We start from the raw sequence: 15,581 nt of genomic DNA, 5'->3' as shown, positions 1-15,581 counted from the left end.
GACGGCAGCGGTCGCTGGCAATCGCAGCCAACCGTGCCGCGTCGGTCGCATCGAGGAGCACGCATACCGTCTGAGCCATCGCCCAGACTCGCACGTCTCATCCTACGCGTGAATCCTCCGTCCGCGTCACTGCACTAGCGGGCCGGCGGTTGTAAAGCTTACAGGTGATCTCTCCGAATCAGGTCGAATCAACGCCGAGGTTGGCAGCCGGAACGCCATGGCCGCCGACGCCGAACGCTTTTTGCATCAGGTCAACGGTGCCGGGTCGCGGCCGCTCGACAGCGCGAGCTGGCTGCAGCGCGCCGGTTTGAACATCCGCAAGGCGTCGGACGCGCAGCACGTTGAGGCCATCGCGCTGGCCTACGCGACATACATCCGAATCAGCGCCAGCCCGCTGCGCGCTGCCATCATGGCCGAGCTGGTGACGTTGAGCGGGCGCAAGCGCTCGCGCATCACCCACGACCTGCACCTCATCGTCGAGCGGTTCGTCTCCTACGGCGGCGAGACCGCGGCCGAGCGGCTGGCGGCCCGCAAGCTGATCAGCCGGGACGTGCGAGCGATTCAGCACCTCGAATCAGCCAAGGTCCTGCCGAGCCGGGTTCAGGCGCTAGCGGCGACTCCAGGCCAAGGGCTGCACGCTTGGGCACGTCAGACCGCGGTGGCGAAGCGGGTATCTACATCACCACCAGATGCTATCGCGGCTGCGCGACGAGCGAAGACCGAGGCACGGCAGCGGGCGCTGGTCCACGAAGTTTCGATCACCACGCGTCGGCCGGACGGCTCTCGAAAGGCAAAGCGGCGCTTTGCTATCACCGGCGTTTTGGGAGCCGAGCTAGCGAGGCTGCGACGGTGTCTGAAGGGTCTTCAGATGGTAGCCAAGTGCGAAGCTTCGACTCGCTGACCAAGCTGGCGGCGAGGCGGCATATGCTGAGCCCCACTGCTGGAATGCGCCGATTTTGTTGAAAAACTCGGGATCGGGTCGACGCAGCGCCGTGAAGGGCGTCGGCCGGAGAAAGTTTTACTATGAGATAGCTCAAAGCACAGTGCAGGAATGGCGTTGCATGATCTGAAAAAAACAAACCTTCTCCCAGGCACCGCTTTGATGCCGCTCGAAGCGCTGTCTCCGAGCTCTTCAACAAAATCCGCCAGAAGCAGAAGTTGGCTCAATGCCCGGTAGCGGGCATTGAGATGCCATGACCCTACCGTCTGGTGCCGACCGATAGTGTTTTAAAAAGGCGCCGTTGCTGCCGGGTCGAAGAGGTGGTTCCGTCGCTCTTAAGCAGAGGGCGACGCGGATGATGGGCGAGCGAGCGAAGGCTCCTTCACCGACCAACCTCATCACCCTGCCATCCGTTTTAGCGCGCTCGGATGTCGCTCTAGGGTCGATGCGCCGGCCGCGCGCCGGCGCATCGATTTCGATTAAGCCGTCAGATCCAGCGTGACAGAAGGCGCTTGATCCCGGACCAGATGCCCACGGATTCCGCAGGCTCCGGCGTCGGACGTTCCACGGCCTTGGCAGCCGGTTTCCCGTAGTGACGCTCCTTCGCCGCACGGTCGCGTTCGCGCTCGGAAGCGACCTGCTCATCGCTCCAGGGTCCGGCTTCGATGACCTTACCCTTGCGGATCACGTAGTGCGACCGGCACTTCTGATGCCAGTTGCCCACGGAGGGGTTCAGGCTGACGGTTTCGCCGTCGTAGGTCATGGACCAGTCCGTCGGCGTCAACGGCGTGTAGACGTCCGTCCCGCAGCCGCAACAGCAACTGTGGGCGGCCGTTCCGAACTCCATCGCGAGGTAGAGCACTCTGTCCGACGTCAGCACCAGTGGGACAGATTGAGGGTCTTCACGAACGGAGGATGGCTGGTTCATCGTAGCCCCTGAGGAGCGAAGATGAAGCAGACATCCGGACCGGCCAAGAAGCCGGCAGAAGCGGTGATCAAGGACATCCGTCGGGCCACACGTCGGCAGTTCTCGTCCGAGGAGAAGATCCGTGTGGTGCTGGAAGGCTTGCGTGGCGAGGACAGCATCGCCGAGTTATGCCGCCGTGAGGGGATTGCCGCCTCGATGTACTACGGCTGGTCCAAGGAGTTCCTGGAAGCTGGCAAGAAACGCCTGTCCGGCGACACGGCTCGTGCGGCCACTACCGATGAGGTGCGGGACCTCCGTCGCGAGACGGGGGCGCTGAAGGAGGTCGTAGCTGATCTCGTCCTGGAGAACCGTCTGCTTAAAAAAGCATGAGCGGGGCTGGGGGCGACGAGGCATGAGGTACCCGGCCCCCGAGAAGCTGGAGATCATCCGACTCGTCGAGCAATCCCACCTGCCGGTGCGCGCCACTCTGGGCAAGCTCGGCATCACCCGCTCGACGTTCTACCGGTGGTACGACGCCTACCAGCGCGGCGGCCCCGAGGCGTTAAGCGACCATCCCTCGCGGCCGAGCCGGGTCTGGAACCGCCTACCTGCGGAGATCCGCGAGCAGATCGTTGCTCTGGCCTTGGAACAGCCTGAACTCAGCCCGCGTGAGCTGGCGGTGCGCTTCACCGACGAGCGCCGCTACTTCGTCTCGGAAGCGACCGTCTACCGGTTGCTCAAGTCTCAGGACCTGATCACCAGCCCGGCCTATATCGTCATCAAGGCCGCCGACGAGTTCCACGATAAGACCACCGGGCCCAACCAGCTTTGGCAGACGGACTTCACCTACCTGAAGGTCGTTGGCTGGGGCTGGTACTACCTATCGACAGTCCTGGACGACTTCTCACGCTACATCGTCGCCTGGAAGCTGTGCACGACGATGCAGGCCAGCGACGTCACCGCCACGCTCGACCTGGCGCTGGGTGCGGCTGGGCTCGATCAGGCGCGGGTGATGCCGCGGCCACGCCTGCTCTCCGACAACGGGCCGAGCTACGTCGCCAGCGACCTGGCTGACTGGCTCGGCATTCGGGGCATGACCCACATCCGCGGTGCGCCATGCCATCCTCAAACGCAGGGCAAGATCGAGCGTTGACACCAGACGCTCAAGAACCGCATCCTGCTCGAACACGCCTACTTGCCCGGCGAGCTGGAGACGCAGGTTGCCGACTTCGTCGAACACTACAACCATGCCCGAGCCCATGAGAGCCTGAGCAACCTTACGCCCGCCGACGTCTACTTCGGACGCGGCGAAGGGATCCTGGCCGAGCGCGAACGCATCAAGCGCCAGACCATGATGGATCGCCGCTTGCGCCACCACGCGCAGGCCGCCTAACCTCTTACCCCAGATGGACCAGAGCCTCCGCTCCTGAACACCGCTGAATGTCCCAAATCATCTGACGACGGACAGGCCGGGTGCAGCATCACCACGATGTCGGCGCCCCGTTCCAGCGCGATCCGGTAGCAGGTCTTCTGGTTTCCGCCGTAGCCGCGGTTGCATGGATGGCGATGGGTATAGATCCCGAGAGTCTCGGCAAGTGCCACAGTCTCGTCGTGGCTGGCATCGTCGATCAGAATGATGTCGTCAACAATGTTCAATGGGATCTCTGAGTAGGTCCGCTGGAGAGTAGCGGCCGCATTGTAGGCGGGGAGGACGACGGCGATCCGTTTTCCAAGCAGCGTCACGAGCCTTCCGCTATGCGGCAAAGATACGCTCGGAGATCCACATCGGTTTGCCACTGCATCACCCTGTTATTAAACAGGGACGTTCGAGGCAGGCGCGCGTACGCCTCAAAGCTTTCCTCGATGAAGCAGCTGAGCGACATCGTCGAGCGTGATGTGTGCCGGCCCGATGCTGGCCGCAGGAAGAGAGCGCTACCGGCAACGCCGTAATGGGCGGCGATCTCAGGATAGACCGGCCAGCTCTCCCCTTTCCCGGGATCACCGGATAGATAATCCTCAAGGTTACATTGCTGATAGCGAATCCCTGCTCGCTCGAGGAGCCCTCGGGCGAGATCGACGACAACATGCAGCTTGATCTGATTGACCGAGTGCATAAAGCAGCCCCGCCGCATCCAGCGGGCGAGGGACGCTTCGAAATCATAGTCGGCCTCAGCACCGAACTCATACAGCCGCTTCGCGGCCTCGGCCCAAAATTCGAAGTAACCAACCCGCTCGAAGGCGCTGCATTGGAACAATTTCATCACTGCACCCTGGGATAGACCAGAAAGGAAACCGAATAGGACGAGCGCGGAATGTAACTGACCCATCGGCCCTACGATCGGGGAGCGGTGATCGGAACCGACACGAATCTGATCGGGGTGGAAGGCTGCGAACGCAATTGTTGGAACGCGCACGACCTTGGTATGGCCGTGCGAGCCTGCGACCGCTCCAACTGGGCGGCAGAGTGGAAGATCGCTTCTTAGGAAGACTACGTCATGCCGATCGAACTCAGATAAGAGTCGTTCTACTGTATAAAGTTTGGTCGCGGCGACAACGTGCTTGAATGTAACAGCTGCCTCCGGTGCGATGCATCTCATCGCATGCGCAACCGCGGCGCTTTGCTCTCCTCCGACGACGAGGAGCCGTGGCGAGCCACTCGACTGCCGAGCGGAGCAAATCGATCTGACTCTCTGAATTATGGAAGTATCGAGCAACGACATCATCACTATATGTCGACAATTCAGGAATTCAGATATAGCGTACGGACGCAGAATCTGCGTTTTGCCGCGGTCAAGACGACGAAATCGAATTGAGTCAGGGCATGATTTCTAAATGGACGCATTTTTTAAGCTGTCGTTTGCGGCAGGACTTGCCACACCATTCAGGACCGTATACGTGGGAAAAAATCACACGTCAATGAGCTATAGCATGTTGCCACGTTTTAGATCGTCGTGCCGCAGGACATTTGCCGCCCCAGCCGTTGTCGCCGTCAGCGGACGCATCTGGCGCCAAACCGTGTGTGAACCGAGCCGTTTGTGGGGGTTTCAGCCACCAACACCGCAGCAAGCTGCGGCCCCGAGTACTTCCGCGGCACAAAACACCCGACGGTAACCCCGGTCTGATTATGCGTTTCTTCATCGACCACGATCAGGGCAATTCGATCCGCGGCTGGATCGTGCCAGACAATCCCCTCGCTATCAGCCGAGTTGCCGTCTCCGTCGATGGGCGCCGCGTGGCCGAGATCTCAGCCAGCGTCATTGACGAGGCGTTCAAACGCAATGGCTGGCACGCGACCGGGCAATGCACCTTCGTGCTCACCCATGCGGAGGTGCCGGGGCTGCCGGAGATCCCGCGGCTCGAACTCTACGACGCCGACACAAACGTACTGATCTACCGTCGCTTGCCGCCGGACGGGACGGTCCCACTACGGACCATGCTGATCAACACCGGCATTGAGCCTGAGACGGCGCTTCAGACGGCGCTCTTCCCACATTTTCAGCACTGCCACTTCAACGTGCATCGCCTGTCTGACGAGATCATGAGGAGTCTTCTAACGACACAAGCTATGCCGTCCGCGCTTTTGTCGGGCGCAATCGTGATCCCGCGTTACGAGGATTATATGACGCCGGACCTGATGGTCACCGCTATCTTGTTACAAGAACCACATGTCGAGATGGCAACCCGTTTGCTCTGGCTAAAGGCGCGGGCTGACGACGCCGCCGATCCCGCTCGCAGCTGGCGCCTGGGCCCGCTCGCCGAGGCCGCATCCTTCGCGGACGAGTATGATTTCACCGACGTAAAGAGCTTCAAGCGGTTCTTCCGCATGCTGCCAGAAGCAGCCTACCGGCTGCTCTACAATCCGCTGACCCGCCAGCTCGGAACTCGCTTGCCGGAGGATCCTCTGCACCCGGGAAATTCGATCGTCGCGGTGGAGGTTCTCGCGCGGGTCGGCATCGTCGGCCACAAGGTCCAGTTCCCCGCCTTCGCGTCGATGTTGTTCGACCGCCTCGGCGTCGACGTGCCGATCCCGATCATGCCGCCGGTGCCCGCCAAGATCCAGGCGTTGGCGGAGCGGCTCAAATCCGTCAAGGCGATCGAGGAGATGCTCGTGTTCGACGTGGCCCTATCCGACATGGTGAAAGCTTCGGTCGGGAAGCACTGGGACGGTTGATCTTAAGTGGCGCGCAAAATGGATTGAATAGGAACTAAGTAGAAATTAATTATGATTTCTAATGAATATGAGCCCATGTATACTACATTTAGTCACTGTCGCATAATACTTGCAGGATGCGGCGGCCGGTCACATTTGTATGTTTGGTCGCGTGTGGCAGTATTAATTAAACAAGTGCCCGTTGAGCAAATTTCGTCGTCGACAGCATTCTGCGGCTAGGCGCCTGAATGCTAAATAAGTCGTATTTAATATTTTAGGATTAGAACTATGCAATGGGCAAAAATAGAAACCATCAGCAGCAAACATCATCCTCGAAAAACAAAGTTCCCCCCACTAATAATCGAAACATACATTTCAAGGACGTTCTGTGCCTTATTGCGGTGGTTGTCTGGTCGATAGCAATTTTGAATGTTGACCATCCTGTCAATCGATCGCCGCCAATTGTCTCGTACCTGACCTTCACGGGCTTTCAGATACGCTGACAATCGTTCATTCGTTGTCAGGATGGTCATGTATGCTCCCTCGATCCACTCGTTTGTGAAGAATTGGCGGAACCGAAGCTTGCTTCGACAACGCGCAGATACGCGTTGGGCGCAAATTCGAACTGACCTCGCCGCCGCTCCCGAGGGGAGCGTGCTGCTCGTCGGCAACTTGCACGCAGCTTTGCTGGAACACCCCCAGATCGCCGGTCGACCGCCGAGCATCAATATTGCCGTCGGCGGTATCACCGCACGTGGTTGCGCCACGCGGCTGGCACGCCTCGACACGCCGGCACGAACCGATGCCGCAGTGCTGATCATCGGGACGAACGACGTCGCCCGGCGCCGTCGCCCGGAACGGCCGGCCACGGGGCGACGGTTCGAGGCCGACGTACGGCGTATCCTCGCGATCCTTGGTAATTGGTCCGGGCATGTCTTCGTCGCCGCCGTGCCGCCCCTCGGCCCCGAAGCGGCGGACCATGACGCGGACGCCGTCGTGACCTTTTCAGAGCGCCTTGAGCAACTCTGCGCGGAGAAGCGGCACGTCTTCTTCGATCCATTCGCGGGCATTCGCACGAGCGCCGGAGGCCGCGCGACGACCGGGCTCTTCTCCGACGATATACATCTGGCCGACTACGTGGCCCTCGCCGGTGAGATCGATCGGGTTGTCGGCTCTGTCCTTGATCGCGATCGTCGATCTCAACAGTCGAGGGAGCGGGCAGGCGTTGTTGGATAGAAGCGTAAACGAACGGCGCCGAACGTCCTGTTCGATGCCCGGGGATGCCGATCCCGCGTCAAAGTTGAGGCGGCCCGGATCGTCGGTACCTGAGAAGGCGCGACGCGAAGGCTGACCAGCTGAACCACCTCCTTGGCCAAGCCGGGATAATCGGCCAGGTGAAAGCCGTCGCGATGCAGTCCCGCCAGCGCGAAACCGCTCTCGCCGTCGCGGATCCCGGCGAACGGGTCGAAGAAGGTGAAGCCGCTTCGCCCGCATAACGCCCGAAGGCGTTCAGTGAAGGCGATTACCGCGGCGGGGTCACGACCCGTGGTCCATGGGCCGATCGGCGGGACCGCCGCCACAAAGATATGTTCCGCCCAGGCCGAAAGGGTCTGCAAGATCCGGTCAACGTCGTCGGTGAAGCAGTCCGCAGCCGTCGGCCGGTCTGGGTGTCGCCAGCGTAGAATGTCGTTGGTGCCGACGAACAGCACGGCAGCTGTGGCACCGGCGTCCGGGTGCAGGCTGGCGAGGTGGCGTGCACAATCGGCTGCCGTGCTGCCGCCGATGCCGAGATTGACGCAGCTTCGGCCGCCGAAATCAGGTGTTCCCAGGAACTCGGCATGCGAGTCTCCGACCAAGGCGACGTAGCCGTTCGGTGCCGTGCGGAGCGCGGCGCGGATAATCGGCAAGCGCTCGATCCGGCGCCGACGGATGAATCGCGCCTGCCGCCAATTCTTTATTGGACTATTAAACCAAATCATAGACATTCCATTGCATTAATATATTTTAACGGTACTTTTTGTTGTCAGACAGTGTCTGAAGCCGTTCGATAGGACAGCGATCTGCGCATAGTATTTGCTTATTAACTGAAATTTGCATGAAAACATGAGGATAGACTTGCAAACATTGAAAGAAAGCTATCGCGTGATGGCTTCTTCGTCGCAGATCACGGCGGCGTTGCAGTTGGCTTCGGCCTGAAGGTCGATCAAAGCTCGATGCACCGCGGGCTCAGCGCGGTTCGTTGCGAAGGTTCCAAGGAACTGTCGCATGACATGGCGCACACCGGCATCGTTGATGGTGCGCTGGTCCTCATCATAATACCGCCCGGCATTCGCACTGCTGGTGATGAGGTCGTAGGATGGGAAATACACAATCTTATCGCCTCGCGCGGCGCATAATTCGCCGGCCGCGGCACGCAAGATCGATTTGGAATAACAATTCGAAGTCATGACGTGCTGATCAAGGTAAGTGGCCACCATTGCGACGGGTGAAACCGTCATCACGACGCGCGCTGATGGATTGACACGCCACAACCGGTCCAAAAAACCGTTCAGGTCGTCGATGACCTCGGCGACGCATACGTTGACGAACGCGTAGAGGGCCGGGTCGTAGGTGCCGCCGGCGACCCCGGGGGCGAGCGGTAGAACTGCTCCATCTGCACGCCAACGCCAGCTCTCGGTCTGACCGAGCGTGATCACCAAAACGTCTAACGTCTCGAACAACCGACGCACGGCGGCAAAATGAGCGTCGCGCGCCGCCCGTACCTCGTCCGCGCTTGCGAAGCCGCCCGGTTGAATCCTCGGCCGGAACGGATCGACGAACCGTCCATCTGCCCGCTCCCAGGCAGTGAGTTCGGGCTCGAAGATCCCGTATGCCCGATCGAACAGCTGCACGAACTGTCGCGTGTAGTACAGATTGCCGTAGCGGGCCGAATATGTGCCGTACTGAAGAGCCTGAGCCTGGGCATGCGACATGCCAGCGGGTGCGGTCTCGGTGACGTAGTAGTTGAACTGCGAAGCACGGAGAGCGGCCGCCACGCGCTGCGCGAAACAGGAACCGGCCGTGGCTACCCGGTCGTCGGACGAGATGGTGAAGTTGTCGCTTGAGCGCAGATCCAGGGCGAAAGGCGGCACGTTCGTGACAGCATTGGACCAGAACTGCCTGGACGGCAGCGACTTGTACGGGTTGTTCGACATTTTGGCCTCACGTGACATGCCGCTGAAAGGATGGGCGCCGCCGTCAGCTGCCGCGGTCGATTCGCACGGATGACGCGTTCACCGATGCTCGGACGCGTTCGACTCAGCGACCGTGGTCCTGACCCAACTGATCACGGTCGGTCGGCGTAACGGGGTGAGTCCTCGGGGGCGGTGCAGCGTCGGGTTTTGATCGTGTACTGACTTTAGAGAGGTTCGCGTCGCTGCCGAGGTGAGCGGGCCGACGATTGCAGCGGCGAGGATCAGGCATAGGGCGAGGTCGTAAATCGGTCGCCGACGGCCGGAGGCACCGTCGCGGCGAGATAAGCCTATCGAGGGCCGGATCATCGTTGCACCCGACCAAACGCGGAGCCCAGGATCGCAACCCGGGCAATGTCACTTCGCCGCTCGCTTAGGCGAGGGTGAACCGCTGCCTCGCTGAAGGGATCGGCTGAAGCGGCAGTCTGCGCAACCGTCAGCGCGTCACTATGGTGGGCCAGTCTCACGGCGGAGACGCCGAGGGCAGGCAAGGCTAAGGCGGTGAGCGCGTAGGTGAAGCGCATAAACTGCACTAGAAGGTCTGAAGTTTGGACGCGGCGTGGCGCTGCGTGGTCGAGGACTAGCGGCGGCAATGTTGCGCAGATTAGAGGCTGAGGCGCAGGCAACATAAATGGCGTTCCGAGCGAAGTGTGGGAAATTTGCCCACACGTTCTATGTGTGCAAAAATCCCACGTCAATCTAGAAAAAGCGTCATAGGGTGTGCCGACGCACCGCATGGGATTGCCTCTTAAGCTCAAGCTTCTACGACTGAGGTCATGTCCGACACTGCCGATCCCCCGCGCGACGGCGCCAGCCTGCACGCGCCCCTCGCGCGGCTTCTGCGCCCGCTCGTGCGCCTGCTGGTTGCCCGCGGCATTACCTTCCCGGCCCTCACCGACCTTCTACGCGAGCTCTACGTGAACGTGGCCGAGTACGACTTCGCCCTCACCGGCAAGGAGCAGACCGACAGCCGTGTCTCACTGCTCACCGGCATCCATCGCAAGGAGGTGCGGCGCCTGCGCGGGGCCGGCGCCCCCGTGAGTGCAGTGCCGGCCGTGGTCTCGCGCACCAGCCGGATCATCGCTCGTTGGATCGCCGATCCGGCCTTCACCGACCCGCAGGGTCACCCCCTTCCGCTGCCGCGGACCGCCGAGGACAACGCGCCCTCCTTCGAAACGCTGGTCGCTGGCGTCACGCGCGACCTGCGTCCGCGGGCGGTCCTGGACGAGTGGCTCGACCGCGGCCTCGCCTTCACGGATCCACAGGACCGGATCGTGCTGGCGGAAGCCGCCTACGTCCCCCGCGGGGACGGCGCCGAGGGGCCGCAGCTTTACTATTTCGGCCGTAACCTGCACGACCATATCGCGGCGGCCGTGGCCAACATCGTCGGCGACAAGCCGCGGTTCTTGGAGCGGGCCGTTCACTACGATGGGCTCTCGAAGGAGCTCGCGACCAAGCTCGAGGCGCGAGCCCGCGAGATCGCCATGGAGGCGCTGCAGCAGGCGAACCGCGAGGCGCACGCCGCCTGCCAGACCGACCCGGGCGGCGATCACCGCTGGAATTTCGGTCTCTACGTCTACGCGGAGGCCGTGCTGCCCGCGCAGCCGACGGACGGACGCTGAGGATCCGGCTGGTGCGAACCCTGCTCAACCGCCGGTTCGTCCTGCGTCTCCTCGCGGGTGCCGCGACGCTGCTGCCGGCTCCGGTCCGGCCGCAGGAGGCCCCGCGCGACCAGGGCATCGGCGGCACTGGCATGATGCGGACGAATCCCCCCACCGAGCCACCTCTGGGCGAGGGCGACCGCGGCATCGGTGGTACCGGGGTGATCGGCACGATCCGCCAGTTTGGCTCGATCATCGTCAACGACCTGCGTATCGCCTATCAACCGGGTGTGGCCGTGCGCATCGACGGGGAGCAGGCCACCCCAGCGGATCTGAAGATCGGTCAGGTCGTGCAGGTCGTGGCTCGCCCCGAGGATGCGGGTCTTGCAACCCAGCGCATCGAGGTGACTAGCGAGGTGGTCGGGCCGGTGGATTGGGCAGCGCCGGGGCGGCTGGTCGTGCTTGGACAGCGGGTTTCTACGGCGGAGCTGACTGGCGACTGGAAGTCAGGCACGCGGGTCGCTGTGAGCGGACTGCGCCGGACGGACGGAGTGATCGTCGCCAGCCTAATCGAACCGCGCAGCTCGGGGCCCGACCGCGTCGCTGGTCCAGTGCGCAGAGACGGCGCCGCAGTCATGATCGGCGGGCTGCGGCTGACCGGCGCTGAAGCACTGCCGGTTGGCAAGCGCGCCGTCGTCACCGGCGCTGCGGCCGATGGCGTGCTCAATGTGACCAACCTCGCCCAGGTCGGGCTACCGTTCCCGCCGGGGCTGAGGCGGGTGTCGATCGAGGGCTATATCGGTCGCGCGGGTGCCAAGCTCGATCTTGGTTCGGGCCTGGCTGTCACGGGTAAGGCGGAGCCTTCAGTGCCGCCGACAGGCAGCGTGCACGCCGTGATCACCGCGAACGTAACGCGGGGCGGCGGCCTCACAGTGAACCGGCTACGCTTCGACGGGCGCAGGGAGCCCGAAGAGCCGCGTCTGGACGGCCCGCGCTTCGAGCGCGAGCGGGACCGGCTCGACCTGCGCAGCTTGCCCGAGGAGGCGCCGGGGCGCTTCGGTGCCAAGCCCGAGGGCGGGGAGCAACCTGTCTTTCGCGTAGACCCCCGACCCGAGACGGACGATGCGCCGGGCGGGAGCGGTTTCAACAACCCAAGCAGCCTCGGAAGTGGATCGGGCAGCTTGGGCGGCCGAGGCATCGGTGGCCAGAGCTTTCCTGGCGGAGCGCCCGGGGGGCCTGGCGGCGGGCCGGGTGGGCCTGGTGGCGGACCGGGCGGCCCTGGTGCCGCAGGTGGGGGCGGACCCGGCCGGCCGAGGTAATCTTCAGGTTGGCCATCAGCACAGCGTCGTTCGTGGCAGCGGTCCGGATGTAAGCCAGTTGTGTACTCCGGCAGCGAAACGCTGTCTTAACTGCTGTGTGGGTAATTTGCACACGGACCCGCCGCCGGGCGCCTCCGGCAGTTCCGTACCCTGAGTGCATCCGTGAGTACTATCACTTCCACGTCCACCTTGCAGCTCTACGCGCAACGCCCGCCGCCTCCGCCGCACAGAGGCACCGGCCAAGACCAGATGACCTCGACGATCAGCAGCGAGCTGTCGTCGGGTGCGCTCAGCAGCACTGACGCAACTGCCTTGACGAGTGCGCTCAGCTCGATCCATTCGAGCCTCTCGTCGGACAGCACGTCATCGACCTCCAGCAGCTCCGGCTCTGACAGCACCAGTTCGACGAGTTCCAAGCTCGATCCATCCTCGATGAAGAGCCGGATCGACAGTCTGATTGCCGATCAGGTCAGCAGCGGTGCGCTCACGAGCGATCAGGCTACCGAGCTGACAAACCTGTTCTCCAGCCATGGCCAGAGCACGACCGCCTCAGCCTCCACGAGCGGCGTCTCTGACACCGATGGACCGCCTCCAGGCCCGCCGCCCGGTCCACCGCCGGGCGATGCCGCGTCCGGTAGCTCATCGAGCAGCACATCGTCGACCGGCTCGTCGTCTAGCGATATTCTCTCTACTTTCCTCCAGCAGCTCCAAGCATCTCAGACGAGCAACGCGAGCTATGGGGCAGCAGGCAACAGCTACAACAGCTCCAACGCCTCGGCTCTCCTCTTAGATTTTCAGAGCTGATGCATTGCTGGGAGCGGTGGGCAGGCTGGGGACGACCACTATGTCCTCTTGCCTGCCCGGCCTTGGGGTACAGCGCTTCACATATGCTCACCAGCTTGTGAGCATTCAGTACGAGAGGATTAATGCCGAGGCACATCACCATTGCGGCCCCCCACAATTTCGGCACCACTGAAGTTCGCCGCCGGCTCGATGAGCATTTAGACTGGGCGTTGCAGCGCCTAAGCAAGAAACACATTGCCGTCGAAGTAGCAGAGTGGTCTCAGGATGGCCGGGCATTTACCGTTCGCGCGCTCGGGCAACATGTCAGTGGCAACTTCGCGGTAGCCGACGACAGCTTGTGGTTCGAGGCGCAAATGCCCTGGATCGTCGGCGTGTTCGCGCCGGCGATTGAGGCTGTGGCCATACGCTACGCGGCGCGCCTGTTGGCCGCCGAGGGCGACACCTGGTGTGAGAGTGGCCACCCCGACCGAGACAGGCGAATTCAGGTGTGCAACTGCGCTGGCTAGGCCCTCTCACGGCAGACCGGTTCCTATGCGGTGACGGCCCGCGGTCGCAGTTCTTCTAGCTTCCCGGTCTAACTGAGGGTTTACCATCAGCGCACGTGGTATCCGGTGAACGTTAGGTATGAAACAATTGGTGGCGCTTGATGAGGTGGGCGATCAAGTGCAACGAAAGTTGTTGCCCAGCCGCAGACCGAGATGGCGCACAACATTTCACCTACTGTGAGACGACCATTGTTTCTGTTTTGCATAATAATCTTCTCCTACAGGATTTTATTTCGTGGTTGATCCTGGTGTGTCGAGGCAGAAACCGCTGAGCTCATCGGCTTATGCTTCACCGTCTCTCAAGTAAAACCATCAATGCATCGGTGCAGCGGTCCAATCGAGCCTGTACAGCCTGTGCTGACTCTGGTAGGCTATAAGCCGCCTCGATGATCAGCTCGTCGTAAAATGCATGCTCAATGAGCACAGCTTCTACCTGGGCTCTCGTCAGCGTGCGATAGCCAAGAGAGCTGGACCACTGCTTCAAACTCACAACCGTCAGGGGCTCTACCGAACCGGTGTTCATGCGAAGACTACCAAGGACAGTGTACCTACGCGCGAACCTTATGTGGGCAAATCTCCCACGTCAATTAGGCTCGCACAAGACGTAGACGGAAGCGTATCCTTAAGGCAGCTGGCCGAGCCGTGAGGCGCTGTAGTTAGGACGTGCTTAGTCGCGAGCACGCTCTATAAGCCGGCCTTATGCAAATGTTAGATCGCATCCGGTAGCGTCCGCTTACAGGACGTGGTCACATTCAGCTGAATGACTGAATTGGGCGCAAAGCCGAACGACTGGTTTCGCGCGTGCTGACGATTCTACATTACTAAATGTGGCTGCGAGCAGAATGACAGTTTCGGAGTTCAAGCGCCGGAGAAGCGGACGAACCCCTTTCGATCCAACGGGTCTCTGGCGACCTCACCGCAGCGTCATGGAGCGGGGCAGGTTCGAAAGGGGCTCGGCCCCATGCGCGGTGACGATGACGGTCTCGGAGGCACCAACGGTCCAGGCGCCATAGCGGCGCAGGGTCGCCGGCAGGTGGAAGACCATGCCGGCCTCGATCGGCCGGTCGACGCCGTTGAAGAGGCTGAGCAGGCCACCCTCCCCCCAATCCGGCGCGAAGGCGACACCCATCGAGTAGCCGATGCGCTTGCGGAAGGCCGAGCCGTAGCCTGCCGCGTCGATGACGGCCTGGGCGGCCTCATGTGGGACGGAGCAGAGACGGCCGGGGCGAATCGCGTCGAGGGCAGCGTCGAGGGCCCGCAGGGCACAGTCCATCATCCGCCGCGCCTCGGACGGCGGCTCGCCGATCCAGACGCTGCGCATCAGCGCCGCGTGGTAGCGGGCATGGCTGCCAGCAAGTTCAAGGAACACCGCGTCGCCCGGTTCCAGCCGGCGCCGGCGCCAGGTCATATGTGGCAGCCCGCTGCGAGGTCCCGACGAGACCAAAGGCTCCATCGCCATCGCCTCGGATCCAGCCGTCGTGGCGGCGGCGAGCATGGCGGCGGCGACCGCGTTCTCATCGTTGCCCGCGGTGCAGGCGGCGATGCCCGCGGCGAGCCCGGCCTGCGCATAACGGGCGGCGGCCCGGATCGCCTTCAGCTCGGCCGTCGACTTCACCGTACGCAGAGGGCCGAGGAGGCCCGACCCGTCGGGCAGCGGGTCGACGCCGAGTGCCATGCCGATCCGCGCAGCCAGGGCGGGCGAGACGAACCAGCCGTCCCGCTCCAGCGCCGGCCGGGCGAAGCTTCGCCGCCGCAGGAGTGCGGCCAAGGCGTCGGCCGGGTCGGTCCCGTCTGGATAGGCCTGGATGTCGTCGAGCCAGGTGTTGGCCGCTGCCCCCGGCAGTTCGAGCTGGCGCACCAACAGGGCCGGCTCTCCATCCACCGGTAGGACGAGGGCCTGAAAGGCGAAGTAACCCGCCGTCTGGCGGCCAGTCAGCCAGTATATCGCCTCCGGGCCGGTCACCACGAGACAATCGTGGCCAGCTGCAGCGATTGCGGCCCGCGCCGCCACCTGCCGCCCGGTGAACTCCGCCTCCGGGAAGGCCGCCTCGCAGCCGCGCAGGTTCGCAAATTCATGCATCGCGC

General features: G+C 62.6%; 15 protein-coding genes and 1 pseudogene. 8 read left to right on the top strand and 8 right to left on the bottom strand.

The annotated features are described in order from the left end of the window. Positions 1 to 217 precede the first annotated feature (217 nt). Positions 218 to 901 (top strand): hypothetical protein, encoded by a 684-nt coding sequence (locus MKK84_RS25175; protein ID WP_243924765.1) that lies wholly within the window; start codon positions 218 to 220, stop codon positions 899 to 901. Positions 902 to 1,427: 526 nt separating this feature from the next. On the opposite strand, the gene MKK84_RS25170 is transcribed toward MKK84_RS25175, so the two are convergent. Continuing rightward, on the bottom strand, positions 1,428 to 1,787 hold the full coding sequence (locus MKK84_RS25170) for a DUF6527 family protein (protein ID WP_243924767.1): 360 nt from the start codon (positions 1,785 to 1,787) through the stop codon (positions 1,428 to 1,430). Between the two features lie 102 nt (positions 1,788 to 1,889). Here MKK84_RS25170 and MKK84_RS25165 point away from each other — a divergent pair. Then, positions 1,890 to 3,240 (top strand): annotated as a pseudogene (locus tag MKK84_RS25165) (IS3 family transposase). On the opposite strand, the gene MKK84_RS25160 reads toward MKK84_RS25165, so the two are convergent. After that, positions 3,237 to 3,590, bottom strand: coding sequence for a glycosyltransferase (locus MKK84_RS25160; RefSeq protein ID WP_243924764.1), 354 nt, complete (start codon positions 3,588 to 3,590; stop codon positions 3,237 to 3,239). The pseudogene MKK84_RS25165 and the gene MKK84_RS25160 sit on opposite strands and share 4 nt — an antisense overlap. Then, complete coding sequence (locus tag MKK84_RS25155; protein WP_279599712.1) at positions 3,587 to 4,567, bottom strand: WcbI family polysaccharide biosynthesis putative acetyltransferase; 981 nt, start codon at positions 4,565 to 4,567, stop codon at positions 3,587 to 3,589. The genes MKK84_RS25160 and MKK84_RS25155 overlap by 4 nt, the downstream gene beginning before the upstream one ends. 404 nt (positions 4,568 to 4,971) lie before the next feature. Here MKK84_RS25155 and MKK84_RS25150 point away from each other — a divergent pair, with 404 nt between their 5' ends. Both MKK84_RS25150 and MKK84_RS25145 read left to right on the top strand, forming a co-directional pair. Next, a complete protein-coding gene (locus MKK84_RS25150; protein WP_243924762.1) occupies positions 4,972 to 6,018 on the top strand; it encodes a hypothetical protein in 1,047 nt (348 codons plus the stop codon). Positions 6,019 to 6,651: 633 nt separating this feature from the next. Beyond that, a complete protein-coding gene (locus MKK84_RS25145; protein ID WP_243924761.1) occupies positions 6,652 to 7,233 on the top strand; it encodes an SGNH/GDSL hydrolase family protein in 582 nt (193 codons plus the stop codon). Here MKK84_RS25145 and MKK84_RS25140 read toward each other — a convergent pair. Together MKK84_RS25140 and MKK84_RS25135 are read right to left on the bottom strand one after the other, a co-directional pair. Further along, on the bottom strand, positions 7,197 to 7,904 hold the full coding sequence (locus MKK84_RS25140; RefSeq protein ID WP_243924760.1) for an SGNH/GDSL hydrolase family protein: 708 nt from the start codon (positions 7,902 to 7,904) through the stop codon (positions 7,197 to 7,199). The genes MKK84_RS25145 and MKK84_RS25140 overlap by 37 nt on opposite strands. Positions 7,905 to 8,132: 228 nt before the next feature. Then, complete coding sequence (locus MKK84_RS25135) at positions 8,133 to 9,191, bottom strand: GSCFA domain-containing protein (protein WP_243924759.1); 1,059 nt, start codon at positions 9,189 to 9,191, stop codon at positions 8,133 to 8,135. 812 nt (positions 9,192 to 10,003) lie between these two features. Between MKK84_RS25135 and MKK84_RS25130 the strand changes: the two genes are divergently transcribed. Next, positions 10,004 to 10,849 carry a DUF6502 family protein gene (locus tag MKK84_RS25130; protein ID WP_243924758.1) on the top strand — a complete coding sequence of 282 codons (846 nt, stop codon included), beginning with the start codon at positions 10,004 to 10,006 and terminating at the stop codon, positions 10,847 to 10,849. Positions 10,850 to 10,860: 11 nt separating this feature from the next. Beyond that, a complete protein-coding gene (locus MKK84_RS25125; protein ID WP_243924757.1) occupies positions 10,861 to 12,147 on the top strand; it encodes a DUF5666 domain-containing protein in 1,287 nt (428 codons plus the stop codon). A gap of 197 nt (positions 12,148 to 12,344) precedes the next feature. Here MKK84_RS25125 and MKK84_RS25120 read toward each other — a convergent pair whose 3' ends face one another. Further along, positions 12,345 to 12,563, bottom strand: a complete 219-nt coding sequence (locus tag MKK84_RS25120; protein WP_243924756.1) for a hypothetical protein — start codon at positions 12,561 to 12,563, stop codon at positions 12,345 to 12,347. A 16-nt stretch (positions 12,564 to 12,579) separates the two neighbouring features. Here MKK84_RS25120 and MKK84_RS25115 point away from each other — a divergent pair, with 16 nt between their 5' ends. Together MKK84_RS25115 and MKK84_RS25110 are read left to right on the top strand one after the other, a co-directional pair. Further along, the gene (locus MKK84_RS25115; RefSeq protein WP_243924755.1) at positions 12,580 to 12,951 is read left to right on the top strand and encodes a hypothetical protein; all 372 of its coding nucleotides are present in this window, start codon (positions 12,580 to 12,582) and stop codon (positions 12,949 to 12,951) included. Positions 12,952 to 13,073: 122 nt separating this feature from the next. After that, a complete protein-coding gene (locus MKK84_RS25110; RefSeq protein ID WP_243924754.1) occupies positions 13,074 to 13,457 on the top strand; it encodes a polyhydroxyalkanoic acid system family protein in 384 nt (127 codons plus the stop codon). A 328-nt stretch (positions 13,458 to 13,785) separates the two neighbouring features. Here MKK84_RS25110 and MKK84_RS25105 read toward each other — a convergent pair whose 3' ends face one another. Together MKK84_RS25105 and MKK84_RS25100 are read right to left on the bottom strand one after the other, a co-directional pair. Further along, on the bottom strand, positions 13,786 to 14,019 hold the full coding sequence (locus MKK84_RS25105) for a hypothetical protein (protein ID WP_243924753.1): 234 nt from the start codon (positions 14,017 to 14,019) through the stop codon (positions 13,786 to 13,788). A 390-nt stretch (positions 14,020 to 14,409) separates the two neighbouring features. Then, positions 14,410 to 15,576 carry a M24 family metallopeptidase gene (locus MKK84_RS25100; RefSeq protein WP_243924752.1) on the bottom strand — a complete coding sequence of 389 codons (1,167 nt, stop codon included), beginning with the start codon at positions 15,574 to 15,576 and terminating at the stop codon, positions 14,410 to 14,412. Between the last annotated feature and the right edge of the window lie 5 nt (positions 15,577 to 15,581).

The organism is Methylobacterium sp. E-065 (assembly GCF_022829605.1).
Taxonomy (GTDB): Bacteria; Pseudomonadota; Alphaproteobacteria; order Rhizobiales; family Beijerinckiaceae; genus Methylobacterium.
Note: the sequence above shows the minus strand (reverse complement) of the source record. Positions and strands in the feature narration are given on the sequence as shown.

Excerpts from the sequence above, each read along its gene's own strand:
- MKK84_RS25175 (WP_243924765.1), top strand. The coding sequence starts at position 218 with ATGGCCGCCGACGCCGAACGCTTTTTGCATCAGGTCAACGGTGCCGGG.
- MKK84_RS25170 (WP_243924767.1), bottom strand. The coding sequence starts at position 1,787 with ATGGAGTTCGGAACGGCCGCCCACAGTTGCTGTTGCGGCTGCGGGACG.
- MKK84_RS25155 (WP_279599712.1), bottom strand. The coding sequence starts at position 4,567 with ATGTCGTTGCTCGATACTTCCATAATTCAGAGAGTCAGATCGATTTGC.
- MKK84_RS25150 (WP_243924762.1), top strand. The coding sequence starts at position 4,972 with ATGCGTTTCTTCATCGACCACGATCAGGGCAATTCGATCCGCGGCTGG.
- MKK84_RS25135 (WP_243924759.1), bottom strand. The coding sequence starts at position 9,191 with ATGTCGAACAACCCGTACAAGTCGCTGCCGTCCAGGCAGTTCTGGTCC.
- MKK84_RS25130 (WP_243924758.1), top strand. The coding sequence starts at position 10,004 with ATGTCCGACACTGCCGATCCCCCGCGCGACGGCGCCAGCCTGCACGCG.
- MKK84_RS25115 (WP_243924755.1), top strand. The coding sequence starts at position 12,580 with ATGAAGAGCCGGATCGACAGTCTGATTGCCGATCAGGTCAGCAGCGGT.
- MKK84_RS25110 (WP_243924754.1), top strand. The coding sequence starts at position 13,074 with ATGCCGAGGCACATCACCATTGCGGCCCCCCACAATTTCGGCACCACT.
- MKK84_RS25105 (WP_243924753.1), bottom strand. The coding sequence starts at position 14,019 with ATGAACACCGGTTCGGTAGAGCCCCTGACGGTTGTGAGTTTGAAGCAG.
- MKK84_RS25100 (WP_243924752.1), bottom strand. The coding sequence starts at position 15,576 with ATGCATGAATTTGCGAACCTGCGCGGCTGCGAGGCGGCCTTCCCGGAG.